General features: G+C 65.6%; 22 protein-coding genes. 7 read left to right on the plus strand and 15 right to left on the minus strand.

Going from position 1 to position 25,435, the window contains the following annotated elements:
* Positions 1 to 162 precede the first annotated feature (162 nt).
* From MJ205_RS02925 to MJ205_RS02940, 4 genes are all read left to right on the plus strand, one after another.
* A complete protein-coding gene (locus MJ205_RS02925; protein WP_239811106.1) occupies positions 163 to 813 on the plus strand; it encodes a DUF4198 domain-containing protein in 651 nt (216 codons plus the stop codon).
* Between the two features lie 134 nt (positions 814 to 947).
* Complete coding sequence (locus tag MJ205_RS02930) at positions 948 to 2,255, plus strand: DUF3422 family protein (protein WP_239811107.1); 1,308 nt, start codon at positions 948 to 950, stop codon at positions 2,253 to 2,255.
* A 73-nt stretch (positions 2,256 to 2,328) separates the two neighbouring features.
* Positions 2,329 to 3,201: a DMT family transporter gene (locus MJ205_RS02935; RefSeq protein ID WP_239812648.1), complete on the plus strand. Its 873-nt coding sequence runs from the start codon at positions 2,329 to 2,331 to the stop codon at positions 3,199 to 3,201.
* Positions 3,202 to 3,273: 72 nt separating this feature from the next.
* Entirely contained in the window at positions 3,274 to 4,101 is an 828-nt protein-coding gene (locus MJ205_RS02940; protein ID WP_239811108.1) for an SDR family oxidoreductase, read from the plus strand.
* A 79-nt stretch (positions 4,102 to 4,180) separates the two neighbouring features.
* Here MJ205_RS02940 and MJ205_RS02945 read toward each other — a convergent pair whose 3' ends face one another.
* Both MJ205_RS02945 and MJ205_RS02950 read right to left on the minus strand, forming a co-directional pair.
* Positions 4,181 to 5,044, minus strand: a complete 864-nt coding sequence (locus tag MJ205_RS02945) for a DUF2076 family protein (protein ID WP_239811109.1) — start codon at positions 5,042 to 5,044, stop codon at positions 4,181 to 4,183.
* A gap of 119 nt (positions 5,045 to 5,163) precedes the next feature.
* On the minus strand, positions 5,164 to 6,066 hold the full coding sequence (locus MJ205_RS02950) for a DMT family transporter (RefSeq protein WP_239811110.1): 903 nt from the start codon (positions 6,064 to 6,066) through the stop codon (positions 5,164 to 5,166).
* A gap of 112 nt (positions 6,067 to 6,178) precedes the next feature.
* On the opposite strand from MJ205_RS02950, the gene MJ205_RS02955 reads away from it, so the two are divergent.
* The 3 genes from MJ205_RS02955 to MJ205_RS02965 all read left to right on the plus strand — a co-directional run bounded on the left by MJ205_RS02955 (position 6,179) and on the right by MJ205_RS02965 (position 9,387).
* A complete protein-coding gene (locus MJ205_RS02955; protein WP_239811111.1) occupies positions 6,179 to 7,159 on the plus strand; it encodes a quinone oxidoreductase family protein in 981 nt (326 codons plus the stop codon).
* A gap of 102 nt (positions 7,160 to 7,261) precedes the next feature.
* Positions 7,262 to 8,113 carry an NUDIX hydrolase gene (locus MJ205_RS02960; RefSeq protein ID WP_239811112.1) on the plus strand — a complete coding sequence of 284 codons (852 nt, stop codon included), beginning with the start codon at positions 7,262 to 7,264 and terminating at the stop codon, positions 8,111 to 8,113.
* Entirely contained in the window at positions 8,110 to 9,387 is a 1,278-nt protein-coding gene (locus tag MJ205_RS02965) for an NAD(P)/FAD-dependent oxidoreductase (protein ID WP_239811113.1), read from the plus strand. Before MJ205_RS02960 ends, MJ205_RS02965 begins: the two co-directional genes overlap by 4 nt.
* A gap of 39 nt (positions 9,388 to 9,426) precedes the next feature.
* Here the strand turns inward: MJ205_RS02965 and MJ205_RS02970 are convergent, their stop codons facing one another.
* From MJ205_RS02970 to MJ205_RS03030, 13 genes are all read right to left on the minus strand, one after another.
* Positions 9,427 to 10,074 (minus strand): aspartate/glutamate racemase family protein, encoded by a 648-nt coding sequence (locus MJ205_RS02970; RefSeq protein ID WP_239811114.1) that lies wholly within the window; start codon positions 10,072 to 10,074, stop codon positions 9,427 to 9,429.
* 9 nt (positions 10,075 to 10,083) lie between these two features.
* A complete protein-coding gene (locus MJ205_RS02975; RefSeq protein ID WP_239811115.1) occupies positions 10,084 to 11,511 on the minus strand; it encodes an MFS transporter in 1,428 nt (475 codons plus the stop codon).
* A gap of 301 nt (positions 11,512 to 11,812) precedes the next feature.
* Positions 11,813 to 12,034: a hypothetical protein gene (locus MJ205_RS23760; RefSeq protein WP_446715072.1), complete on the minus strand. Its 222-nt coding sequence runs from the start codon at positions 12,032 to 12,034 to the stop codon at positions 11,813 to 11,815.
* Positions 12,035 to 12,262: 228 nt separating this feature from the next.
* The gene (locus MJ205_RS02985) at positions 12,263 to 13,630 is read right to left on the minus strand and encodes a sensor histidine kinase (protein ID WP_239811116.1); all 1,368 of its coding nucleotides are present in this window, start codon (positions 13,628 to 13,630) and stop codon (positions 12,263 to 12,265) included.
* A 10-nt stretch (positions 13,631 to 13,640) separates the two neighbouring features.
* Positions 13,641 to 14,312: a response regulator transcription factor gene (locus tag MJ205_RS02990; RefSeq protein ID WP_239811117.1), complete on the minus strand. Its 672-nt coding sequence runs from the start codon at positions 14,310 to 14,312 to the stop codon at positions 13,641 to 13,643.
* Between the two features lie 812 nt (positions 14,313 to 15,124).
* Positions 15,125 to 15,970: a MurR/RpiR family transcriptional regulator gene (locus MJ205_RS02995; protein WP_239811118.1), complete on the minus strand. Its 846-nt coding sequence runs from the start codon at positions 15,968 to 15,970 to the stop codon at positions 15,125 to 15,127.
* A 98-nt stretch (positions 15,971 to 16,068) separates the two neighbouring features.
* Positions 16,069 to 16,878, minus strand: a complete 810-nt coding sequence (otnI, locus tag MJ205_RS03000) for a 2-oxo-tetronate isomerase (RefSeq protein ID WP_239811119.1) — start codon at positions 16,876 to 16,878, stop codon at positions 16,069 to 16,071.
* Between the two features lie 228 nt (positions 16,879 to 17,106).
* Positions 17,107 to 17,793 (minus strand): class II aldolase/adducin family protein, encoded by a 687-nt coding sequence (locus MJ205_RS03005; RefSeq protein ID WP_239811120.1) that lies wholly within the window; start codon positions 17,791 to 17,793, stop codon positions 17,107 to 17,109.
* A 14-nt stretch (positions 17,794 to 17,807) separates the two neighbouring features.
* Positions 17,808 to 19,085, minus strand: a complete 1,278-nt coding sequence (gene otnK / locus MJ205_RS03010) for a 3-oxo-tetronate kinase (RefSeq protein ID WP_239811121.1) — start codon at positions 19,083 to 19,085, stop codon at positions 17,808 to 17,810.
* On the minus strand, positions 19,082 to 20,005 hold the full coding sequence (gene ltnD, locus MJ205_RS03015) for an L-threonate dehydrogenase (RefSeq protein WP_239811122.1): 924 nt from the start codon (positions 20,003 to 20,005) through the stop codon (positions 19,082 to 19,084). Before ltnD ends, otnK begins: the two co-directional genes overlap by 4 nt.
* A gap of 116 nt (positions 20,006 to 20,121) precedes the next feature.
* Entirely contained in the window at positions 20,122 to 21,486 is a 1,365-nt protein-coding gene (locus MJ205_RS03020; RefSeq protein ID WP_239811123.1) for a GntP family transporter, read from the minus strand.
* A gap of 297 nt (positions 21,487 to 21,783) precedes the next feature.
* Positions 21,784 to 23,862: a catalase gene (locus MJ205_RS03025; RefSeq protein WP_239811124.1), complete on the minus strand. Its 2,079-nt coding sequence runs from the start codon at positions 23,860 to 23,862 to the stop codon at positions 21,784 to 21,786.
* A 495-nt stretch (positions 23,863 to 24,357) separates the two neighbouring features.
* Entirely contained in the window at positions 24,358 to 25,395 is a 1,038-nt protein-coding gene (locus MJ205_RS03030; protein WP_239811125.1) for a hypothetical protein, read from the minus strand.
* Positions 25,396 to 25,435 lie beyond the last annotated feature (40 nt).

Genomic DNA, 25,435 nt, shown 5'->3' on the forward strand with positions numbered 1-25,435 from the left:
GGCCGGGCCCATCGCCTCGTGCACCGGGGCCTGCCAGCAGTGGATCGCAATGGCCCCCCCCCAGCGCCAGCTATTCCCCGCCCATCAGATGTGCATCCGCTGCGCACGGCACACCCCAGGGGAACCCGCCAGCTATCCCATCCAACCCCCTAGGAGGCGCTCATGAGCCAAACCACCCCACCATCCACCCTGTTTCGCCCACTGCTAGCAGCGGCCTTGGCCGTGTCCGCCAGCGTCGGCGCTGTCTTGCCGGCGCAGGCCGATTACCTGTGGCTGCAAACCGAGAACGGCCAGACGCGCGCCCAAGTGGGCGAGCTGCACAAGACGCCAGGACAACTCAGCGAACTGAGCGAGCCGCGCCAAGTGGTGGCAGAAGGCAAGACCGTGCCGGCATCGGCCGACCCCTTTGTCTTGGCCAAGGAAGAGGGCGCACCGGCCGACCAGCGCTTTGCGGCCACCCGTGCCGGCAGCGATGGTGTGCTGACCTACTACCAGGCCCGCTTTGGCCGCCAGGAGACCCGGGCCGTCCATGACCTGGAATTGGTGCCGACAACGCCCCAGGGCAATACCTACCAGCTGATGTTCAAGGGCCGGCCAGTAGCGGCCAGCCAGGTGAATGTGGACACCAGCGAAGGCTGGCGCCGGGTGCTGCTGCCCGCCAAGGATGGCACGGTGCGCTTTACGCCCTCGTTCCCCGGCCTCTATGTGATGGAGGTCACGGCCAGGGTTGACAACGGCAGCGTGAAGCTGAACGGCAAGCAGTACGACGAGGTGCGCCACACCGCCACCTTGAGCTTTGAGGTGCCGCAGTAAGGCCATAAGGCGGCCCTTGCCCGCAGCGGCAGGTGCGCCGCTTTTGCGCTGGCGCCTGCACAAGTATTGGCTTGGCACGACAATTGCGGCAGTTCGACGGCTTGCCGTCTGGTGATTGCCGCATTTTGTCCTTCATGAAAAACCTGCCCCTGCTGCAGCAGCACGACCTGCGCCGTGCGCTGCACAACGAAGTCCATTCCCGCCCGCCTGAAGCGCTGCCCGACCACACCGCCGTGTTCTGCACGGTGATGTGGGCCGATGCCGCCGAGCGCGCAGCCAGCCGCCAGTGGCTGCACCAGCTGCTGCGCGATCTGCAGCTGCCCGTGCCCGATGCCGAGGCCAACCACCTGCGCCTGGACCTGGGCAATGGCCGGTTGCGCTGGGAGCTGCACACCGAGTTTGTCTCCTGGACCTGGATGGTGCCCATCCGCCCTGAGGCGCTCGATGAGGCTGAGCTGCCTTCTGCCAGCGACCTGGTGCCCGCCCAGTGGCTGGCGGGACTGCCGGGCCGCTGCCTGCTGGCGATGAACGCCTGGGTGCTGCCCGCATCGCCCGCGCTGGAGAAAAAGGTCGAGCAGCGCTGGCTGTACGAGGACAAGCTCGTGGCATCCAGGGCCTCCGAGCAGAAAGCGCAGATCTACACCGATTTCTCCATTCACTCGGATGGCGCATCGCGCCTGTTTGTGCTGAACCAGGGCCTGTCGGCGGCGCGCAATGGCCGCCTGGTGCAGCGCCTGCTCGAGATCGAGACCTACCGCATGGCCGCCTTGCTGGGCCTGCCTGCGGCGCGGGAGACCATGGAAAAGCTCGCCAGCACCGAGTCCGAGCTGGCCGAGCTGTCATCGGCCATCCGCAGCGCCGGTGCCGCCAGCGAGCCGCAACTGCTCGACCAGCTCACGCGCCTGGCGGCCCAGGTGGAGAGCCAGTACGCCGCCCACCACTCGCGCTTCTCAGCCAGCAGCGCCTACTTTGCGCTGGTGCGCCAGCGTGTGGGCGATATCCAGGAAACCCGCCTGGGCAGCTACCAGACCATTGGCGATTTCATGGACCGGCGCCTGACCCCCGCGCGCAATACCTGCGTGTCGGCGCACCAGCGGCTGGAGGCCCTGTCCCAGCGCGTCTCGCGCATCAGCAACCTGCTGCAGACGCGGGTCGACATCAGCCAGAAGCAGGGCCGCCAGGCGGTGCTCAAGGCGATGAACGAGCGCCAGGGCTTGCAGCTCAAGATGCAGTCCACGGTCGAGGGCCTGTCGGTGGCGGCCATCACCTACTATTTCACCGGCCTCATCAGCTACCTGGCCAAGGGCCTGCAGAAATGGGGGTGGCCACTGTCGCCAGAAACGACGGCGGCGCTGGCCATCCCGGTGATAGGCTTGGGCGTCTGGTGGTCGATTCGCCGCATGCACCATCGCTTGTTCCACGGCGCGGCGGACCAGCACTGATTGTTGGAGAGTTATCTTGTCTGTTTCTGTTGCACCGGCTGCGGTGCTCACGCCCAGCGTGCGCCGCGCCGGCATGGTCTGCGCCGTCGTCGGCGCCATCGCCTTCAGCGGCAAGGCCATCATCGTCAAGCTGGCTTACCGCCATGGCGTCGATGCGGTCACGCTGATCATGTACCGCATGCTGTTTGCGCTGCCGCTGTTCGTCATCATGGCCTGGTGGGCCGGGCGGGGCAAACCGGCGCTGTCGCTGCGTGACTGGCTCGCCGTCATCGCGCTGGGCTTTTGCGGCTACTACCTCTCCAGCTACCTCGATTTTGCCGGGCTGAGCTATATCAGCGCGGGGCTGGAGCGGCTGATCCTCTACCTCAACCCCACCTTGGTGCTGGCGCTGGGCTGGCTGCTGTACCGCAAGGTGGCCAGCGGCCGCCAGCTGCTGGGCCTGGCCATCAGCTACGCCGGCGTGATGCTGGTGTTCGGCATGGAGCTGTACACCCACGGCGCCGGCCAGCAGGTCGGCTGGGGCGCCACCCTGGTGTTCCTGAGCGCCGTGAGCTATGCCATCTACCTGGTCTACAGCGCCCAGTATGTGAAGCGCCTGGGTGCCCTGCGCCTCGTGGGCCTGGCCACCAGTTTTGCCTGCCTGTTCTGCATTGCGCAGTTTCTGCTGACCCGGCCGCTGCAGGCCGCGCAGGTGGATGCGGCCGTCATCTGGCTGTCCGTCTTGAACGCCACGTTGTGTACTGCCGTGCCCGTGTTGCTGGTGATGCTGGCGGTCGAACGCCTGGGAGCTGCCACCGTGGCCCAGACCGGCATGATTGGCCCCTTGTCCACCATCCTGATGGGCGTGTGGCTGCTCGGCGAGCCGCTGACCCCGGTGATGGTGGGCGGCACAGCCTTGGTGCTGACCGGCATCTACGTATTCACCCACCAAGTCAAGAGGCCATAAAGGGCATGGGCGTTCGCGCCAACGCCGTTGCCATTTGTCGCATAGCATCGGTACCCACAAGGAGATTTGAATATGGATTTTGGAATTGCCAACAAATGGGCCCTGGTCTGCGCGGCCAGCAAAGGCCTGGGCCGTGGTTGCGCGCAGGCGCTGGTCAATGAAGGCGTCAACGTGGTCATCAACGCCCGCGGCGAAGAAGCGCTGAAGGACACCGCCCGCCAGCTCAAGGTGATGGCCGCCATGTGGGCCGCAGCCGCCCCTGGCCGCGTGGCACCCCAGGTGATTGCCGTGGCCGCAGACATCACCACCGAAGCCGGCCGTGCCGCCGTGCTGAGTGCCGAAGGCGGCCCTGGCCAGCGCTTTGACATTCTGGTGAACAACGCCGGCGGCCCACCACCCGGCGATTTCCGCGACTGGGACCGTGAAGCCTGGGTCAAGGCACTGGACGCCAACATGCTCACCCCAATTGCGCTGATCCAGACCTTGATCGACGGCATGGCCGAGCGCGGTTTTGGCCGCATCGTCAACATCACCTCCAGCTCCGTGAAGGCACCCATCGACATCCTGGGTCTGTCCAACGGCGCGCGCAGCGGCCTGACTGGTTTTGTGGCCGGTGTGGCACGCAGCGCCATTGCCGCCAAGGGCGTGACCATCAACAACATCCTGCCCGGCAAGTTCGACACCGACCGCATTGCGGCCACCATCTCCGCCACTGCCAGCAAGACCGGCAAGAGCGAAGCCGATATCCGCGAGGCGCAGCAAAAGCAGATTCCTGCCGGCCGCTACGGCACCGCCGATGAGTTTGGCGCGATCTGCGCGTTCCTGTGCAGCCAGCAGGCCGCCTATATCACCGGCCAGAACATCCTGCCGGATGGCGGCTCCTACACAGGTACTTTCTAAGCACCTGTCACCCAAAGCAGAACCGCCCGGGCAGATGCCCGGGCGGTTTTTTTACGCCTGACATGAAGGCTGGCGGCGATCAAGCCTGGTCGTCGTCAAAGAAGTCAAAGCCATCGTCGCCGCTGTCATAGTCGGCGATGTCCTGGCTGTTGCTGTCGCTGCTGTTGTTGCGGCTGTCCTGCTCGGGCATCCAGCGGTTGACGGAGGAGTCCACATGGTCGCGCCCGGCTTGCTGGGCGAGCTGGTCCAGGCCGCTGTTATCGCCGCTGCCGGTGGAACTGGCGCTGGCCGTACTGGCGTTGTCTGCGGCCGGGCCGCTGCTGCTGGCCGCATGGCTGGGGGTGGTCGCTGCCTGGGCGGGGTTGCTCCAGAGGTGGCTCAGGCCATTGAACAGCAGCATGCCGCCCGCCACACCGGCGGCCGAGGCAGCAGCCTGGCCCAGAAAGCCACCTGCTGCCGATCCAGCGCTGGGCTGCGGCATCGGGGCGGGAATGGGCGCAGGCGCTGCCGGGGCTGCACCAAACCAGCGCCCACTGCTGGCTGGGGCGGGCGTATCGGCATAGCCAGCAGGGGCAGCGCTGTGGGGCGGATAACTCGGCGCATAGCCCGCTGGGCTGCGGCTGGCCAGATTGGCATCGGGGGTACGGCCAAAATGCGTGTCCAGCCCGGCACCTAAAAAGCTGCCACCACTGCCGCTGGCCGGTGGGGCGGCAGCAGCCCGGGCCTCGACCAGTTGTGCCTGCAACTGCGCCTCTTGCTGCTGGGCCTGCTGCAACGCCTGCTCCAGCAGCAGGCCACGCTGGGTCAGCCAATAGAGCGCATCCGGGGTTTGCTGAGCCTGCTGGCGTACCCAGGCTTCTGCCTGGCCATCCTTGGGCTGGCCATCGCGCTGGCGCAGTTGCTGGAAGAGGTTCTCGATCAGGGTTTGTTCTTGCGCATTCATCTCGGCATCCTTGCGATGGTGGTGTCACCGCATATGGGATGCACTGTGCGCCTGCACAAGGGCGCCAGTGTGAAGCCTGCGTTCTATCGGTAGCAGGTTGTAAGCGGCGTAGGGCCGCATCACGCCCGGCGCGACGAGATCACAATGCCGGCGACGACCAGCACAAAGGCCACACCGTGGTAGAGCCGGGGCGGCTCGCCCAGAAATGCGGCCGATAGCACGGCGGCAAACAGCGGCGTCAGGTTGGTGAAAAAGCCCGCCACCGTCGGGCCGACCCGCTGCACGCCGATGCCCCAGCAGCGGTAGGCCAGGATTGCCGGGCCGATGACGATATAGGCAATCGCCCAGAGCAGGGTGCTGTTCATCTGCAGCTGGCTGGCGCCAACCGCCCATTCGGTGCCGGCAAACAGGCCCGACCACAGCAGGCCAAACGCCAGCTGGGCCATCAGCAGCAGCGCCCACTGGCTTTTGATGCCGGCGGGCTCATGGGTGCGTACCAGCAGCCAGCTGTAGAGCGACCAGCAGGCGGTGGACAGCAGCATGAACAGATCCCCCGGCACCAGGCGCAGCTGGCTCAGCTGCTGCCAGTCGCCATGGCTGAGCACCAGCAGCACGCCGCTGACCGAAAACAGCGCGCCCAGCATCTGCGGCCGCGTGATGCGGGTCTGGAAGAACAGCGCGCCAAAAGCCATCATCCACAGCGGCATGCTGGATGCGACCAAGGTCACATTGATGGGGCCCGAGGTCTTCAGCGCCATGTACTGGAAAGCGTTGTAGCAGCCAATGCCCAGCAGGCCGATGACGGACCAGCGCTTCCAGTGCGGCCACAGCGGGCTGCCCCGGCGCAGCAGCGGGTAGGCCAGCGGCAGCATGATCGCAAAGGCCAGCAGCCAGCGCACAAAGTTCAGCAGCATCGGGGAGACCAGCTCATGCACCAGCCGGCCGACCACGGCATTGCCGGCCCACATCAGCGGCGCGGTGGTCAGCAGCGCCATCGTCGAAGGTGTCAGTTTTTGTTGCATCGCCAGACTGTACATCCCCGTGACAGCGGTCCGCCTGAAAGCGTGGCAGCATGGTGACTGACGGCACCAGGAACCTGGCCAGACCCAATCCAGTTCACACAGGAGAATTTCCATGTCTTTGGCAGTACAGATTGCCCGCAATGGCGGACCCGAGGAGATGAAGCTGGTCGACGTGGACGTCGGCGCGCCCGGCCCGGGCGAGGTGCGCATCCGCCACCATGCGATCGGGCTCAATTTCATCGACGTCTACCAGCGCACCGGCCTCTACACCTTGCCGATGCCGCTGAACCTGGGCATGGAAGGCGCTGGTGTCGTCGAGGCCGTGGGCGATGGCGTGCAGCACCTGCAGCCGGGCGACCGGGTCGCCTATGCCAGCAACCCGCCGGGCAGCTACAGCGAAGTGCGGGTGATGCCCGCCACCTATGTCTGCCAGCTGCCCGACAGCATTGATTTTGAAACCGGCGCGGCGATGATGCTCAAGGGCCTGACGGCCCAGTACCTGCTGCGCCAGGCCAAGCCGGCCGAAGGCCTGCATTCGGGCGACTTTGTGCTGTTCCATGCCGCCGCTGGCGGGGTGGGGCTGATCGCCTGCCAATGGGCCAAGGCGCTGGGCCTGCGCCTGATTGCCACCGCCGGCTCCGATGAAAAATGCCAGCTGGCGCTGGCCAATGGCGCCGAGGTGGCCATCAACTACCGCACGGAAAACTTTGCCGAGCGGGTCAAGGACATCACCGGCGGCAAGGGCGTCAAGGTCGTCTATGACTCGGTCGGCAAGGACACCTGGGATGGCTCGCTGCAATGCCTGCGCGCCTTTGGCCTGATGGTCTCGTTTGGCAACGCCTCCGGCCCGGTGCCACCTTTTGCGCCGGCCATCCTGGCGGCCAAGAGCCTCTATGTCACCCGCCAGGGGCTGTTCACCCACCTGCGCTCGCGCGAGGCCTGCCAGGCGATGGCCAATGACCTGTTCGCCGTCGTCGGCTCGGGCCAGGTCAAGATCCACATCGCGCAGCGCTTTGCACTGTCCGAAGTGCAGGCCGCGCACCGCGCGCTGGAGGCACGCAAGACCACGGGCAGCAGCATCCTGCTGCCTTGATATTTCCGTAGCCGATGCCCGCATCGGGTTTTGGGGCGGGGCTTGGTGGCCCCCCGGTGCAGATGGACTAACATCCATCTGCTTTTATTTTGATAGTGCCCCATGTCCCCTGTATCTCCCCCGCCGTTCGCGCCCCAGCCGCCCGCCTGGCTGGCCGCTGCGCGCACGGCCATGCAGTCGCCACCGCGCAAGGCTAGGCTGCCGCTCTGGGTCAACGGCCAGGCGGTCGGCTCGCTGGTCGAGCATTTCTTGATCGAGACCGGCATCGCAGGGCGCCTGGGCGGTGATGCACTGCTGTCCAAGCGCGAGCGCTCGGGCACGGCGGTGTGGCTGCTGGAATCGCCCACGCAAGATGCCACCACCTTGATGGGGCGGCTGGCCGATGCGTTGCGCGATGCGGGCCGCAGCGGCCCCTGGCGCAATGAGCAGCTGGCTGTGCAGGCGGTCGATGGCAGCCGCATTGGTACGGTGGAGCGCGGGGCAGTGCGCGTGCTGGGCATTGCCACCTTGGCGGTGCACCTGGTGGGCATAGCCCCGGATGGGCGCCTGTGGGTGCAGCAGCGCGCGGCCAACAAGGCCAACTACCCGCTGCACTGGGATACGTTGATGGGCGGCATGGTCTCGGCCCAGGACAGCCTGGAGCAAGCGCTGGCCCGCGAAACCTGGGAAGAGGCCGGTCTGCAGATCGCCGACCTGCAAGGCCTGCGCCATGGCGGCGTGCTGCGCTTTCGCCAGCCCGATAGCGATGGCGGCGGCGACCTGGGCTATATGTACGAAGACATCCACTGGTATGCCGCCACCGTGCCTGACGGCATGGCGCCGCGCAACCAGGATGGCGAGGTGGCGCAGTTTGCGCTGTGGCAGGCCGGCGAGGTCGAGCAGCAGCTGGCGCAGGCACGATTCACGCCCGAGGCCGCCTTGGTCTGGGCCGGTTTTGCAGATTGGATGACATGACAGAGACAGCGAACAAGCAGGGCGCCCCGGTGCAGGCGCCCAAGCAGGTGGTAGTGGTGGGTGCCGGTGTGGTCGGCGTGGCCACGGCCTTGGCGCTGCAAAGCTATGGCGTGGCCGTCACCCTGATCGACCGGGGCGAGCCTGGCATGGAATGCAGCTACGGCAACTCCGGCGCGATCAGCCCCGGCTCGGTCGCGCCGCTGGCCCTGCCCGGCATCTTGAAGACCGTGCCCGGCATGCTGATGGACCAGGACGGCCCGCTGTCGATTGGCTGGAAGCACCTGCCCAAGGCGGCATCCTGGCTGGTGGCCTTTGCGCAATCGGCCGAGCCCAAGCGCGTGGCCGCTGCGGCCGAGCGCCTCAACGATCTGTACCAGGGCGCCGTTGATGCGCATGCGGCGCTGGCGCAGAACCTGGGCGTGTCCGAGCTGTTCATGCGGCGCGGCCATCTGCACCTCTACCCCGATGCCGGTTATGCGCAAAAGGATGCCACCGGCTGGCAGCTGCGCGCCCAATACGGCTACCAGGTCGATGAGCTGGACCGCGCCGGCATCGAGGCGCTGGAGCCCCATGCGCCCCAGGGCTATGCCCATGGCCGCTACCTGGCCGACCACGGCACCATCCTGAACCCGCTGCGCTATGTGCAAAGCATGTTGCATGCCTTTGTGCAGCGCGGCGGCAAGCTGGTGCGCGCAGAGGTCAAGGCCATCCGCCCCGATGACAAGGGCTGGGCCGTGCGCACGGGCGAAGCCGCGTTGGATGCGCAGCGCTGGCCACATGTGGTGGTGGCCGCTGGCGCCTGGGCACCCGCGCTGCTCAAGCCGCTGGGCATGCTGCTGCCGATCGAATCACAACGCGGCTACCACGCCCAGTTTGCCGGTGCCCAGCACCTGGTGGAACGCACCGTGGTGCTGGCCGACAAGAAGGTGTTTATCGCACCGATGGAAGGCGGGCTGCGCGTAGGCGGCACGGTCGAGATCGCCGGCCTGACGGCGCCGCCCAACCCGCGCCGCGCCGCCGGCATCGAGCGCATCGCCCGCGAGGCCTTTCCGGCGCTGGCCGGCTTGGAGGCCCAGCACTGGATGGGCCACCGCCCCTGCCTGCCGGGCTCCGTGCCGGTGGTGGGTCATATCGATGCGATCCAGGGCCTGTGGCTGGCCGTGGGCCATGGCCATCTGGGGCTGACCGGCTCGCTGCCCACGGCCCAGCGCATTGCAACCGGCATGTGCGGGCCGCAGGCGCTGCCGTTCTGGCAACTGCGTACTGCGGGCTAATTAACTAATTAACAGCCGCTTGGCAGATCGCAGGCGCGCTCAGCCCATCAGCTGCGCGAGCCTGCGTACCGCCGCCGGTATCGGCGCAATCACCGGCAGGTGCAGGCGCTCGGCCAGCGCAATGGCGGCCTGGCCCAGCGGGCCGCCGCCAATGATCACGGCCTGCGCGCCATCCTCGTCCACACAGCGCTGCACTGCTTGTGCCAGTGCGGCTTCCAGTGCCGGGGCATCGCCACTCAAGGCGCGCGGGTCGCCCTCGGTCAGGCGGATGCCGGTGTAAAGATGGGTCAAACCCACCGCAGCCACCCGCCCGGCAATCGGCTCCACCAAATCGGGCGTGACGGTGGCCACGCCAAAGCGCCGGCCACCGCTGGCCGCTTCCAGCATTGAGGCCTCGGCAATGCCCACCACTGGCATGCGGCTCAAGGCCCGCAGCCGCTCCAGCCCCGGGTCGCCAAAGGCGCTGATGATGGTGCCGGCGCAGTCGCTGGGCGCGTCGCGCCAGCAGTCTTCCACCTCCAGCGCGGCTTGCGCCAGCTCGGCCGCGTTGACGATCATTGGCGGGCCCTTGCCGGCGGTGCGGGGCAGAATCTGCCACTGCGCGGGCGCCGCGCGCTGGGCAATATCGGCCATCATCGCGGTGGTGGCCTCGGACGCATTGGGGTTGATCAGCAGGATTTTGGGCATGCAGCAAAACTAGGATTGGGCCGCGGCAGACGTGCCAGCCAGGGGCTCGGCATCGGGGGAGCGGCCATAGGTTTCGGGTACGCATTGCACACTGATGATGAACGCCAGGTACATCGCAGCGGCCAGGCCAAACACGCCGCCCAGGCCAAAGCCATCAAACAGACGGCCTGCGACCAGCGGCATCAGCGCACCGGCTGCCGTACCGGTGGCCAGGATGAAGGCAGTGCCAAAGGCGCGCACACGGGTGGGGTAGAGCTCGGGCGCATAGATCCAGATGGTGGTATTGAGCAGCAGCACAAAGAACTGGAAGGTGGCACCGGCCATCAGCAGCACCACAATGCTTTTGGCGGCAAAGCCAATCGTCAGTGCTGCCAGGCAGGCGCAGATGGCGCCGGCGGTCAGCACCCGTTTGCGCGGAAAGTGAAAGCCCAGCGCCGAGGCCGCAATCGCGCCCAGCAGGCTGCCGCTTTGCATCACCATCGTGAACAGCAGGCTCTTGGACATGCTGTAGCCCAGGCCCACCAGAATCGTCGGCATCAAGGTCAGCACCGAGATCTGCGCGCCATAGGTCATCCAGATGGTGATGCACAGCGGCACGGTGCGGCGGCCCAGCGCGCCCCGGAAAATCTCGGTGATGCGCACCTTGATCTTGGCCGCCGTGGTGCTGCTGCCGTCATCGCTGATATAGGGGTGGCTGGCTTGCGCAGCGCCCGCCAGCTTGCCCGATGCCAGGCGCGTGAGCACCGCATTGGTCTCGGCAATACGGCCTTGCGACAGCAGAAAACGCGGCGTCTCGGGGATATAGCGGCGGTAGAACGCAGCCAGCAGCGCCGGCACCATCAGGCAGACAAAGAGCCAGCGCCAGCCGTTGTCGCCGGGGAAGATCCAGAACACCAGCAAGCCAAAGGCCGGCGCCAGAAAATTGCCCAGCCCGCCCGCGCCCACATTGACGAGGCCGACCGCCGTGCCCCGGAACTTGGACGAGCAGAACTCCGACAGCATCGTGACCGCAATCGCAATCTCGCCCCCCAGGCCAAAGCCCACCACCGCGCGGCCCAGTGCCATCACCGCCAGGTTGGGCGCCATCGCGCAGATGCCCGCACCAATCGTGAACAGCAACAAGTCCACCGACAGCATCACGCGGCGGCCATAGCGGTCTGCGATATAGCCCGAGACGATGCGGCCAATCGCCGCGCAGGCAAAGGTCACCGAGTTGAGCATGCCGATGTCCGACGCCGTGAGCCCCCATTGCTCCTTGAGCATGGGCCCGATGATGCCGACCGCATTCTGCTCGAAGCTGTCAAACAGGCAGCCAATCAGGATCAGAAAGATGATCGTGTGGTGCGAGCGGGTCACCCCTATCTTGTCCAGGGCTTGGTCGAGTTCGGCCACCTTGGGAGAGTCGGGTGCAGAGGAAAGTGCAGGTCCACCAGCCATTGAAAGCTCCTTGAGAAGAGTCGTACTTGCTCGATTCGGATCGCTGCGCCAGTGTTGGGCAGTTCATCGAAGTTTGGTATAGGTATTTCACTAATATGGTGCATGTGAAATTGAAATTTCATGCGCCAGGCATGCTTAAGCAAGCAACGTGCCATCCAGGGTGGCAGTGGGGATCAGGGTGGTGGTGGGCGCCAAGGCAGTTTCTCCGTCGTTGGTGCTGAGGTTTCCTTGGGTCTTGATGGTGTTCACTGTTGCACTGCTGCCGCGCCCAGGGGTGAGCTTCCACACGCCCTAGGCATCCTCACCTTGGCGGATGCCAATGCAGTGGTGCCCTTTCAGGTCCTCGGGTACTTTGGGGGGGGCAGTGAGCCGCGAGATAGGTGGGGGATGCACTCAGCAGATGGCGATGGGCTGCCAAGCGTTTGGCAATCACTCTCGCATCTGGCGGCGGGCCGAATCGAAAGCAGACATCAAAACTGTCGTCCTTCAGCGCAGACGGGTTCACCGATAGCTGCAGCTGCACGTCGACCTGGGAAGGTTGGAACAAACTTGGATATCAGCGGCGATAGCTGCGTCCGGCCAAAGCCCAGTGTCGCGCTGACCCGCAGAAGCCCTTTGGGCGGCGCCTTTTCATGGCTTAGCAGGCGCTCCATATTGTCAAACTCGCCGAGGATGCAACGCGCATGCACGAGCTTGATCTCGCCCTCGGGCGTAAGGTTCCTGCGCCTTGGGCGGATGACCAGTGCCGTCTTCAGCCGGCAGGCAGCGTTCGGGAATTCGTTAGCAGTGGCAGACGAATCTCGAAGCAGGCCCCACCGCCCGGTACCTCCGTGACCTCCACCGAGCCATGGTGCAGATCGATGATCTCCTGCACCAAATGCAGGCCCAGGCCGGTGCCCTGGTCGCTCGGGTGCAGGCGGTAAAAGGGCTCGAAAATGCGTTCCCGTTCTTCAAGGGGCACACCCGGTCCCTGGTCGTGCACACGCAAGCAGCCATGCGTGGCGCTGGCCTCCACGTCAAGAGCAATAAGCCCTTGGCCGCCACCATGCACGATCGCGTTCTGCAGCAGATTGACCAGGGCACGTCCCAAGGCCAGCCCGTCGCCCTCGACATGGATGGGCGCGTCAACGCTGTTGACCTCGAACGCATAACCCGCGTCGATCACCAGGGGTGCCATGTCGGCCCCTACCTGCAGCGCCACTGCGCGCAAGTCGATAGCGGCCAGCGCATTCAGTTCCTGGCCCTGGCGCCCCAGGCGCTGCAGATCCAGCAGCGTCTCGGCCAGGTTCGACAGGCGTGCCACATCGGCCAGCAGGCGCGTTCGCGCCGTTCCGGATGTCAGCATGCCGACCCGGAGCTCCAGGATGGCGATGGGTGCGCGCAGTTCGTGGGCCGCATCGGCCAGGAAGCGATCCCGCGCGTCGTAGCCCTGGCCAAGGCGTGCCAGCGCATCGTTCACCGCTTTGACGAGGGGCTGCACCTCTGCAGGCAAGCCATCCTCCTCCAGCCGAGCGTCGCGCTCGCGGATATTGATCGCCTCGGCCTGCCGCGCCGTGCGAGACACACCCGCTAGCGCCCGCCGGGTGAGCCAAGGAACGACAGCAAGGGTCACCAGAACCAAGGGCAGCAAAAGCGGCAGCGCGAACACGGCCAGCATGATGCTGAAGGCCGCCCAAAAACCCTGCGAAGGGGCGCCGCCTACCAGCAAGTACAGCTGCCCGAAGGGCGCCTCGTGGATGACGACACGCAAGGCGAACACCGCCGGATCATGGCGCGCCCACAGGCCCGATTCGCCCAAAGAGGGCAAGGCCGCTACCAACCCCTGAACATGGGCTGGCACCGGCCCATGGCGGAGCTCCTGTCCTTTCCCGTCTGAGGCGACAAACCAGAGTGTGGAGAGGGCGGCCAGCCGACGGACCTCCTCGGTGTCTGCCTGCACCAGCCTGCCCTGGGCATCGCGCTGGATCGAATTCGCCACGGTGCCCACCACGCCTTCGTCCACCGTGCCCGAGGATTTCAGCGCGACGATCCATGAGAAACCGGCCAGCACCACCATGAAAATGACCAGTTGAAAACCGATCAGGCTCAGGCTCAGTTTCAGGACCAGCGATTTGCGCAACCTCCTCATCCTAGTTCGCCTTGAGCAGGTAGCCTATGCCCCGGATCACATGGATGGTGACCCCGGCCTCTACCGCTTCCAGTTGGCGGCGCAGTTTGGAGATGTGCGCATCGAGCGCATTGGATTGGATCTCGTCTTCAAAGCCGTAGACGCGCTCAATTAGCCATTCGCGCAGCACCGTGCGCTCGGCGCGCAGGCACAGCGCTTCCAGCACCAGAAGCTGGCGGCGCGGCAGGGGCACAGGCAGGTTGTCCACCAGCGCTTCCCGGGTGCTGAAGTTGAAGGTGAGGCGCCCCACACTCACCGTGGGTATGCTCACCTGGGCAGGACGACGGCCGATCGCCCGGATGCGGGCCATGAGCTCCTCCACGGCAAAGGGCTTGCTCAGATAGTCATCCGCACCCAAGTCCAGGCCGTGCACGCGCTCGGCAACATCCCTTTTTCCGGTCAGCAAGATGATGGGCAAGTGCGGGCGACTGCTGCGCGCCTCCACGATAAGACTGGCGCCATCCCCATCCGGTAACTGGCGGTCCAGCAACACCAGGTCATGCAGAGGTTGCTGCAAAGCGGCCCGCGCTTGGAGGATGGATACGGCCCCATCGACCACCATGCCCTGCGCCTCCAGCGCCTGCCGTATCAGCGACGCCATTTCCGGTTCGTCCTCCACCATCAGTATTCGCATGCAGAGCGCTCGGTTCTTGTATTGGGTAAGCGCAGGAAAGTACCACATCTGCGCACTTCAGGACGCAATGTTCCGGCAACCTTGCTGAAGTCCAAATACAGGTCCTGTACTTCTTGCATCCCTCGTCAAGATGCGCCGCTGTGGTCAGGCGAGGCGGCTGCATCTGATTTATCCCAGCGTCCGTGAAAGGGATGAACGGGGGGGTGGTCGGGGCAGTGGGCCCAGGTAGCCGTCCTTCAATGTGCACCCTCGTAGCACCGCAGATGAATGTGTCGGTTGGCGCCATGTTGAGGCAATGTGGAAATGGTCCACTGCCAAGGAACACAACACATCCAAAGGACTACCCCTCATGCTTTTCAAGCAGATCAGGCCCATCGCCTTGTGCCTGGGTACCGTAGCCCAAGCCCTGGCGATCATGTCCCTCTCCATGCCCGCGCAAGCACAATCACGGGGCCACGAGCTTGCCCATCGCCAACAGAGCCAAGCGACAGGGACACCGCGCGCAGGCCAGTTGACGGTGGATCACCCAAGGCCCGTCCGGGCCACCCCTAGCGTTCCAAGCCCAGAGGCGGCTCTGCCAGGCTCGCCAGGCATGGCGCATCCGCCAAGAGCCGCATTCGCGCAGTTCCGCACGCCCACCTGGTTGTCAGAGCCCGCAGGATGGCGATGGGTGCGCACCGTTCGTGGACTGCAGCGGCCCAAGACCGATCAGGCGCGCCCCAACCACCGCTAAGCAGGTCCGGTCCAGATCGCTACAGCGTATCTGCGCTATGTACCAACCGGCGGGCAGTTGGCGCGTCTATGCCGGTCGGCTAGAACTCCTGGTGCTGCTCATGCTGCTGCTCAATGGCAGCCAGGCGCTTGCGGCCGGGCGCGCCGGCGGCCTCCAGCACCATGGTGGCCAGCAGGTCGCAGACGGCCATCACGGCCACATGGTTGTCCAACAGGCCTGGGCCATGGCAGTCGCACTGGATGGACCAGGTGGCGGCGGCATAGTGGGGGGAAGCCTGGTCGCTCACCAGCAGCACCGACGCACCAGCCTTGCTGGCGCTGGCCAGCAGTGCGGCCATCTGCCGGGTCTGGCGGCGCATGCCAAACAGGATGACGCAGTCGTTCTTGCCCAGCTGGGCGGTGTATTCGGCCAGGGTCTCGCCGGGGCCAGGCAGGCTGATGACCTGGGGCACCACCTGGATGATCTGCCAACGCAGGTACTGGGCAAAGGCATGGCTGCTGCGGCTGCCAAAGATGAGCACCTGGCGCGCGGCGATGATGGCCTGCACGATCTCGCTCAGCTGCGGCTCGCGCAGCTGGTCCAGGGTGTTTGTCAGGTTGGCCAGCGAGCGCTCGCGGTGGGTCGCCAGCATCTGCCCGCGCTGAAAAGCCTGGGCCGCCGACTGGAACAGCGGCGAGCCGCTTTGCTTGTCCTCGCGCACCTGGCGGCGCGCTTCTTCGTAGTTCTCATAACCCAGGCGGCGGATAAACCGGCTCACTGTCGAGGGCGACACCTTCGCCAGCTGGGCCAGTTCATTGCCAGCGTAGCTGGCCAGCTCGCCGGGGAACTCCAGCACAAAGTCGGCCAGTTGCCGCTCGGTGGCCGGCAATGCCTGCAGGTGCTGGCGCACCCGCTGCAAAAAGGATTCGGTCGCTGGTGGTCGCATCGCATGGCGGCGGGCCGGTGGGCCTGCAGCTGAAAGGGGATGAGGGGATTCTAGGCCAGCCGATTCATCCCATCCACCACGGCGGTGCGTAGAGCCGCTTAGTGGGCCTTGGCCAGATAGGGCTTGAGCCAGCCGAGGCCATCGCTGGTGGCATGGGGTGCTGCGCCGCGTGCGGGCTTGTACTCGCAGCCCATCCATCCGTCGTAGCCCAGGCTGTCCAGCAGCGCAAACAGATAGGGGTAGTTCAGTTCGCCCACATCGGGCTCATGGCGCTCGGGCACACCGGCAATCTGGATGTGGCCGACCTGGCCCGTGGGCAGGTACTGGCGGATCTTCATCGCCAGGTCGCCCTCGACAATCTGGCAGTGGTACAGATCCATCTGCACCTGCACATTGGCGGCACCAATCTCTGCGACCAGTGCATGGGCCTGGTCCTGGCGGCTCAGGAAGAAGCCGGGCATATCGCGGCCATTGATGGGCTCCAGCAGAATGCGTACGCCTTGCGCCGCCGCCTGCTCGGCCGCATGGCGGATATTGGCGATGTAGGTGGCGCGCACGGTAGCAGCATCGGCGCCCGCAGGCACCAGGCCGGCCATCACATGCAGACGCGGGCATTGCAGCGCCTGGGCATAGCGCAGCGCCTGCGCGATGCCATCGCGGAACTCGGCCTCCCGCCCAGGAATGCAGGCGATGCCGCGCTCGCCCCGGTCCCAGTCGCCCGGCGGTGCATTGAACAGCACCTGCTGCAGCCCTTGCTGCTGTAGCAAGGCTGCCAGTTGCTCGGGCGCGTAGGCGTAGGGGAAGAGGTACTCGACGGCCGTAAAACCATCGCGCGCAGCGGCGGCAAAGCGGTCCAGAAAGTCCAGGTCGTTGTAGAGCATGGACAGGTTGGCAGCAAAACGGGGCATGGGTGCTTTCCAAAAAAGGGGCCGCCGGCAGGCAAGTGATCAGCGCGGCAGGCAGGGCTAGGGATGCTCTGCAAAACCCTCGCCAAGCGGGATGGACGCGGATCGGGATGAGCCGCAAGGCGTCTTTTGCAGTCGAGCCGTAGCTATTGACAAGGAAGACAACGAAGCGGATCGCCCGAGACCGCGTTCAGACCACGGCAGGGAGTTTTGCAGAGGGTCCCTAGGGTTTTACCAGTAGGCGCCAAAGCTTTGGCGCAGCTCGTCAATCTGGGCGTCGCTCAGCGGCGCGGGTGGCTGCAGGCGGCACTGGTTCCAGAGCAGCGCCGTTTCCTCCAGCTCTTCCAGCACGGCCATCGCCGCAGCCGGGCTCTCGTGCCAGACATTGGGGCCCAGGCGTGCCAGCATCACCGCGCGTATCGGCCGGCCCGCTGCCGCGTACTGCGCGATCGCCTCAGCCACGGCCTGCGCCGCATCGGGCGAGCCGGGGCGGTGGTAGGGGATATGCGGCACACGGCCCACCTTCATCACAAAGTAGGGCGTCAGTGCGGGCAGCAGCTCGGCAGCAGGCGCCACCCCCGGCACGGCAGTGGCCTGCAGCGAGCAGGCCACCAGCTGGCGGCTGTGGGTGTGGATCACGCAGCCGGCGGGCGTTGGCGTGTTGGCGCTGGCCTCGTAAATGCGCCGGTGCAGCACGATGGTCTTGCTGGCGCGGTCACCGCTCAGCTGCTGGCCTTGCAGATCGAGCTTGGCCAGGCGCTCGGGCACCAACTGGCCCAGGCTGGCATCGGTCGGGGTGATCAGGTAGCCATCGGCCAGGCGCACGCTGATATTGCCGGCGCTGGCATGCACATAGCCGCGTGTGTACAGCGAGGCGCCGACCCGGCAGATCTCGGCGCGGGCGCTGGGTTCGTCCATAAAGACCATCGTTGTCAGCCTTGCAAGGAGGTGAATGCCTTGGTGAAGAAATCGGTGCTGCCAAAGTTGCCCGATTTGAGCGCAATGTGCAAGCCCTCGGGCGCGGCAGGGCTGGCCGCATGGCACCAAGGCACACCCGGGTCAATCTGGCCGCCAATGCGCATCTGCGCAATGCCCAGCGCCTGCACGCAGGCGCCCGAGGTTTCGCCGCCGGCCACCAGCAGCTGGCGCACGCCCAGCGCCACCAAGCCGCGCGCAATGGCAGCCAGGGTTTGCTCGACCAAGGCCCCCGCCTGCTCCACGCCCAGCTGTGCCTGGATGCTGCGCACCGCGTCGGGCTCGGCGGTGGAGTAGACGAGTACTGGCCCGTTGGCCAGATGCGGGCGGGCCCAGTCCAGCGCCTCGCGCACCACATCGTCACCGGCGGCCATGCGCTGCGGCGCCAAGGCAAGTGCCGGGCGGCCGCTGGCGATGAAGTGCGCCACCTGGGCATTGGTCGCTACCGAGCAACTGCCCGACACCACTGCCTGCAGCCCGCTGGCCGCAGGCAAGGCGGCCGCCTGGTGGCTGGCCTGCAGGCCAAAGTTGGCGGGCAGCGCAATCGCAACGCCCGAGCCCGCGGTCACCAGCGGCAGATCGGCCAGCGCCGGGCCCATTCGCAGCAGGTCGCCGTTCGATACCGCATCAACAATGGCAATGCCGACGCCGTCGGCCTTCAGCGCCGCGATGCGGCTGCGGATGGCGTCTGCGCCCTGGGCAACCACGCTGTGGTCGATCAGGCCCACCTTGCGCCGGGTTTGCGACTGCAGCACGCGCACCAGGTTGGGGTCGGTCATGGGGGTCAGCGGGTGGTTCTGCATGCCGCTTTCGTTCAGCAGCACATCGCCGGCAAACAGATAGCCTTTGAAGACGGTGCGCTTGTTGTCCGGAAAGGCAGGGGTGGCGATGCTGAAGTCGCTGCCCAGCGCATCCATCAACGCGTCCGTCACCGGGCCGATATTGCCGGCCGGCGTGCTGTCAAAGGTGGAGCAGTATTTGAAATAGACCTGCTGCGCGCCCTGGCCCTGCAGCCAGCGCAGCGCTTCCAGCGACTGGGCCACGGCTTCGCCGGCGGGGATGGTGCGCGACTTGAGGGCCACCACGACGGCATCCACCTCAGCATCGAGCGGGCCGCTGGGCACACCAATGGTCTGCACCACACGCATGCCGGCACGCACCAGGTTGTTGGCCAGGTCGGTGGCGCCGGTAAAGTCGTCGGCAATGCAGCCCAGCTTCAAGGCGGCGCCGCTCATCGCTGGCCTCCGTCATTGGCCGCCTGGGGCAGGGTGATGCCGGGGAAGATCTTGATCACCGCGCTGTCGTCTTCCTTGGCATAACCGGCCGTGGAGGCCTGCATGAACATCTGGTGCGCGGTGGCCGCCAGCGGCAGCGGAAACTTGCTGGCGCGTGCGGTATCCAGCACCAGGCCCAGGTCCTTCACAAAGATATCGACGGCGGACAGAGGCGTGTAGTCGCCCGCCAGCACATGGGCCATGCGGTTCTCAAACATCCAGCTGTTGCCGGCGCTGTGGGTGATGACTTCGTAGATCGCCGCAGCGTCCACCCCTTCGCGCAGGCCCAGGGCCATGGCCTCGGCAGCGGCGGCAATGTGCACACCGGCCAGCAGCTGGTTGATGATCTTGACCTTGCTGCCCGCGCCGGCCTTGTCGCCCAGGCGGTAGACCTTGCCGGCCATCGCATCGAGCACATCGCCCGCTGCGGCGTAGGCCGCTGGTGTGGCCGAGGTCATCATCGTCATCTGACCGGCCGCTGCCTTGGCCGCCCCGCCGGAGATGGGGCCGTCCACATACAGCACACCGCTTTCGGCCAGGCGCGCCTCCAGCGCGATGGACCAGTTCGGGTCCACCGTGGAGCACATCACAAAGGTGCTGCCAGCGCGCATCGCCGCAGCGGCGCCATGCTCGCCAAACAGAACGGCCTCGGTCTGCGCGGCGTTAACGACAACGGAGACCACCACATCCACCTGGGCGGCCAGCTCGGCCGGGTGGGCGCAGGCTACGCCACCGGCGCTGGCAAAGTCGGCCGCTGCGCCGGGGCGCACATCACAGACATGGACCTGGTAGCCCCGGTTGCGCAAGGTTTGGGCAATGCCCAGGCCCATGGCGCCCAGGCCGATGACGCCTACCTTGGCGTGCTGTGCTTGTGTAGTCATTGGAGATGCTCCCGTGAATCAGAGGTAGAGAATGCCCGGCCGGGTGGCGGGGCACAAGAATGCAAGCGACAAATTAGGCAAGCAACAAATAGGCAAGCGATCAACCAGGCTGCGGATCAGGCCACCAGCGCCCAGACCAGGCAGGTCAGTGCAAAGCCGGCGACGCCCAGCACGGTGGTCAACACCGTCCAGCTGCGCAGCCCATCGGCCACGCTCAGGCCCAGGTAGCGGGTCACAATCCAGAAGCCCGAGTCATTGACATGCGACAGCCCCAGGCCACCAAAGCCGATGGCCACCGTCAGCACGGCGATCTGCACCGTGCTGTAGCCGCCGCCCTGAATGCTTTCGGCCAGCAGGCCGCAGGTGGTGAGAATGGCCACCGTTGCCGAGCCCTGCGCGGCGCGCAAGGCCAAAGAGATGACGAAGCCCAGCAGGATCAGAGGCAGGCCGGTGCCCGACAGTGCCTGCGACAGCGCGGTGCCGATGCCGCTCACCGTCAGCACCTTGGCAAACACGCCGCCAGCGCCGGTCACCAGAATCACCGTGGCCGCTGCGGGCAGCGCTGATTCCATCACCTCATTGGTGCGCTTGCGCGTCCAGCCCAGCGGGCGCACCAGCAGCACAAAGGCCAGGCCAATCGCTACCATCAACGCAAACACCGGCGCGCCGGTAAAGGCCAGAAAATCACGCAGCGCATCGCCCTTGGGGAGCATGGTCGCCGCCGTCGTGCCCAGCATGATGAGGGCCAGCGGGGCCAGGATCAAGGTCAGCACGGCACCCACGCCCGGCAGCCTGGCGGCAGGCGCATCGGCGGCATCGCCGCTGCCAAAGTTGCGGAACTGGGCTTCTGCATCCGGCTGCATCGTGTAATGGCGGCGGTTCAAATAGCCGCCCACCCACTGCGCCACAAAGGCCAGCGGTATGCAGATACCCAGCCCGATCAGCGTGATCCAGCCCACATCGGCCGACAGCACCGCTGCGCCGCCGACAATGCCCGGGTGCGGCGGTACGACCACATGGGTGGCCAGCATGATGCCGGCCACCGGCAGCCCGTACTTGATGGGGCTGACACCTGCAGCCTTGCAAAAGCCATAAATGATGGGGATCAGGATGATGAAACCCACATCAAAGAACACGGGGATCGACAGCACCAGCGCGGCCGCCGTCAGCGCTGCCGGCACCCGCTTGGGGCCCAGCAGCTGGCTGAAGCGCTGCGCCAAGGTATTGGCGCCGCCCGATACCTCGATCATTCGGCCCAGCATCGCGCCCAGCGCCACCAGGATGGCCACCGACCCCAACGTGCCGCCCATGCCGGATATCAACGTGGGAATGATCTCAGCGAGCGGGATGCCCGTGGCCAGCGCCACCAGCAGGCTCACCAGCATCAGCGCCACAAAGGCATGGACTTCGAATCGGATGATCAGCAGCAGCAGCGCAGCAATGCTGGCGCCCGCAATGCTCAGAAGGGCAAAGGTCGTCATGGCGAAGGACTTGTCTCACTCGGTTATCAAAGGGGCCAAATGGCGCGGTGCCACTGACAGCTTATATTGTTATCATACAAATTTTGCGCGATCATAGCACTGCGCACAGTTGGCCTTGCGCGGTACTTTCCCGAGGCGGGGCAAGGTTTTTAGGTTGCACACTGCAGGCCGGGGCGCCTGCCCGCAAAGCCCTCGCATCCCGGACATGGGCGTCAAAAAAGGCGCTGCAGTGGTCTGCAGCGCCTTGGCGTTGGCTGGGATAGCAGCGGGCGGTGACCCCTGCAATCCGCGCTGGCATCAAGCCAGCGTACGCAATGTCGGCTCGCGGTCCCAGAAGCGGGTTTTCGCGCCTTCGATGAAACCGGCCACATCCTTGGGCTCGAAGACGCCTTCGTCCGGCTTCACCCCAGCGGCGTCCAGGATCAGGTGCGTGGCCTTGCAGGCGGCAATCGCCTTCAGGTGGCCAAACGCGTCGCGGAACCAGTCCTGCGCGGCACTGTCCTTGGCCAGCGTCTCGCCCGATGCCATCGGAATGACGGACGCCACCGCATCGAACTGCGCCGAGGGCGCGCCGGCCAGCTGCGCATCGGCAGCAATGTGCTTGCCGTCGCTCAACGTGGCGCCGCCAATCTTGGGGGCGATAATCTTGACCATGGCCTTTTCGGCAAGGATGGCCTTTTGCAGCGCAGCCACGTTCTCGGCGTTGGAGCCGTCGTCCACCAGAATCGCGACGCAGCGGCCTTCCAGGGTGGGCTTCATGCGGTCGATGATGCGCAGCGCGGGGCTGGGTGGCAGGTCTTGCACCGGCACCGCAGGCTTGGCGGGCTTGGGCAAGGCCGCCAGGCCCAGGCCCTTGGCCACGCGCTTGCCCAGATCGTTGTCAATCACCAGCAGATGGGACACCACCGCTTCGCGCACATGGGGCGTCTGCACCTTGGAGAGCTCAAACACCAGCGCGGACGCAATATGGGCCTGCTCGATGTCGCTCTGGCTGGTGTAGAACAGGCGCGCTTGGCTGTAGTGGTCGGCAAAGCTTTCCGGGCGGATGCGGCTCTTGGCATCGCCTTCCGACGGCTGGGCAAACGACTTGAAACCCTGGACCCGCGATTCGCGTGGCGAGTTCGGGTCCAGGCTCGATGGCTCGTAGGCCACGCGTCCCTTGGGCACCTGGGTCTGCATATGGCCGTCACGCTGGGTGTGGGCAAACGGGCACTTGGGCGCGTTCACGGGGATCTGCGTGAAGTTCGGTCCGCCCAGGCGCGACAGCTGCGTGTCCAGGTACGAGAACAGGCGGCCTTGCAGCAGCGGATCGTTCGAGAAATCAATGCCGGGCGGCACATTGGCCGGGCAGAAGGCGACCTGCTCGGTCTCGGCAAAGAAGTTGTCCGGCCAGCGGTCCAGCGTGAAGCTGCCGATCTTGGTCAGCGGAATCACCTCTTCGGGAATGATCTTGGTCGGGTCCAGGTGGTCATAGGGCAGGGCGTCGGCTTCCTCTTGCGTGAACAGCTGCACGAACAGGTCCCAGGCAGGGGCATGGCCGGCCTCGATGGCCTCGAACAGGTCGCGGCGGTGGAAGTCGTTGTCGGCCGCCTGCAGCTTGGCTGCTTCGTCCCAGACCGTTGACTGGATGCCCAGTTGCGGGCGCCAGTGGAACTTCACAAAGGTGCTCTCGCCCTTGTCGTTGATGAGGCGGAAGCTGTGCACGCCAAAGCCTTCGATCATACGCAGGCTGCGCGGGATCGCCCGGTCGCTCATCGCCCACATGATCATGTGCATGGACTCGGGCATCAGCGAGATGAAATCCCAGAAGGTGTCATGCGCAGACGCCGCTTGCGGAAAGCCCCGGTCGGGCTCCATCTTGACGGCATGCACCAGGTCGGGGAACTTCATCGCATCCTGGATGAAGAACACCGGAATGTTGTTGCCCACCAGGTCCCAGTTGCCTTCTTCGGTGTAGAGCTTGATCGCGAAGCCACGCACATCGCGTGGTGTATCGACCGAGCCCGCACCGCCGGCCACTGTGGACATGCGCGCAAAGATCGGCACCTTCTTGCCGACCTCGGTCAGCACCTTGGCGGTCGTGTATTTTTTCAGCGAATGGCTCAGCTCGAAGTAGCCATGCGCGGCCGTGCCGCGAGCATGCACGATGCGCTCTGGAATGCGCTCATGGTCGAAATGGGTGATCTTCTCGCGCAGCACAAAGTCTTCGAGCAAGGTCGGTCCCCGGCCGTAGGCGCGCAATGAGTTCTGGTTGTCCGAGACAGGGATACCCTGCTGGGTGGTCATCACCGGGTGGCCATCACCGGCCTGGTCATGGCGCTCGCCTCCGGTACTGGCTTGGTTGGCAGCGGATGCGGGCGATTTGCGAGTGGTCATCGTGGATCTCCAGATGGTTGGTTCAGGGTTGGCCTGGGGGCTGGCAGGTGCTCCACAACCTGGAATACCTCTGTGCGCCCCTGGCTGCCGGGCGCCGCAGACCTGGCACCGCGCCGCAGGCAGTGGCCTGTGGCACGGCATCGGGCGGGCGGCCGGCGAAGGAGGCAGCGAGGGTTGTGGAGCGACGCTTGGCGGTTCAAGAATGCCAGCAGCCCGTTCCCGGCCTTGTAGGCATTTGGAGGACTTGCTTGTCATGCACGGGCTGAGACGCCGCATTGCACTGCGCTGCACCGCCCTGGCAGGCGCGCAGCAAAAAGGCCACTCGGTGAGCGGCCTGGTGATGTGCTGGCAGCGTGTATCAGTGGAAGAACAGCGCAATCAGGATGATGATGGGGATTGGCACGCCAATCAGCCAAAGCAGGATGGATCGCATGGTGTTTCCTTTCTAGGTCTGCCCGCAGGCAAAGTGGGTGTTCAGATGAAATCGATGGTCAGTTACGCGTCGCGCTGGCGGCCGCCGAAGGTGGCAGACAGGCTGCCGACAAAGGCACCAATCAGCAGCACCACGAACATCCACATCAGCGAATAGGCGGTGGCCTTGCGGGCCTGCTCAGCCGCTTGCTTGGCCTTCACTTCAGCGTCCTGGGCGGCTTGCTTGGCCTTGTCGATCTGTTGCTTGACCTGGTCATAGGTGGCCTGGACCTTCTTCTCCGACTCTTCCTGGCTCATGTCGGTGCGCTGTGCAACCAGGCGGCCGAGGTACTGGCGGTCTTCGTTCGACAGCGAGCCAGCTTGCAAGGAGTGCATGAACACGCTGCTCATCTCGCTGGCGTCATCGGCGGCGGAGCGGGCCTGTTGGACGGCGTTCTGCGCGCCATCCTTGATGTCCTGCTTTTGCTGCTCGGTCGGGCCGCCCTGGCGCAGCATGCTGTTGATCCAGTAGTTCAAATCGGAGCCCGGCTCATTGGCCTTGCCGGCCGTCACGCCCGCGGCGCCGGTCAGCGCGGCAGAGGCTGCACCGCCGATCACACCGGTGGCACCGCTGGCAGCGCCGCCCACCACCTGGGCTGCACCGCTGACCACGGCACCGGCAGCCTTGGCCGTGCCGGAGATCGCAGCACCGGCCATCGATCCGGCCACGGCCACCATCAGCATCGTTGCCAGCGCCCAGGACAGAAAGCCGTGGGCGGTATCGCGGAAGTACACCTCATCGGTGTGCAGGCCTTGCCATTTGGTGCGCAGGCGGCCGGCGATGTAGCCACCGACGCCAGCAGAAGCGAGCTGCGTGAATGCCAGCCACGCGACTGCGCCCCAGCCAATCGTCTCGCCATCGGCGCCCCGGCCGGACCAGACCGAGACCGATGACAGCCCCAGGCCGACGCCCAGCATGAACAGCAGCAGCGACAGCACGGCTGCCGCCAATGCACCTGCAAAAATGGCAGCCCAGGAGACCGCACTTTCACTGTTCCCCGCGATCGCGCGCGGTACTGCGCCGGTGACGACGCGCTCTTCCTCTACATATGTGGTGACCATGGCTATTCCTTGTTAGATGACGCCTTTATTCTGCTTTTGG

The sequence above is a fragment of the Comamonas sp. B21-038 genome, from assembly GCF_022387135.1.
Taxonomy (GTDB): domain Bacteria; phylum Pseudomonadota; class Gammaproteobacteria; order Burkholderiales; family Burkholderiaceae_C; genus Comamonas; species Comamonas sediminis.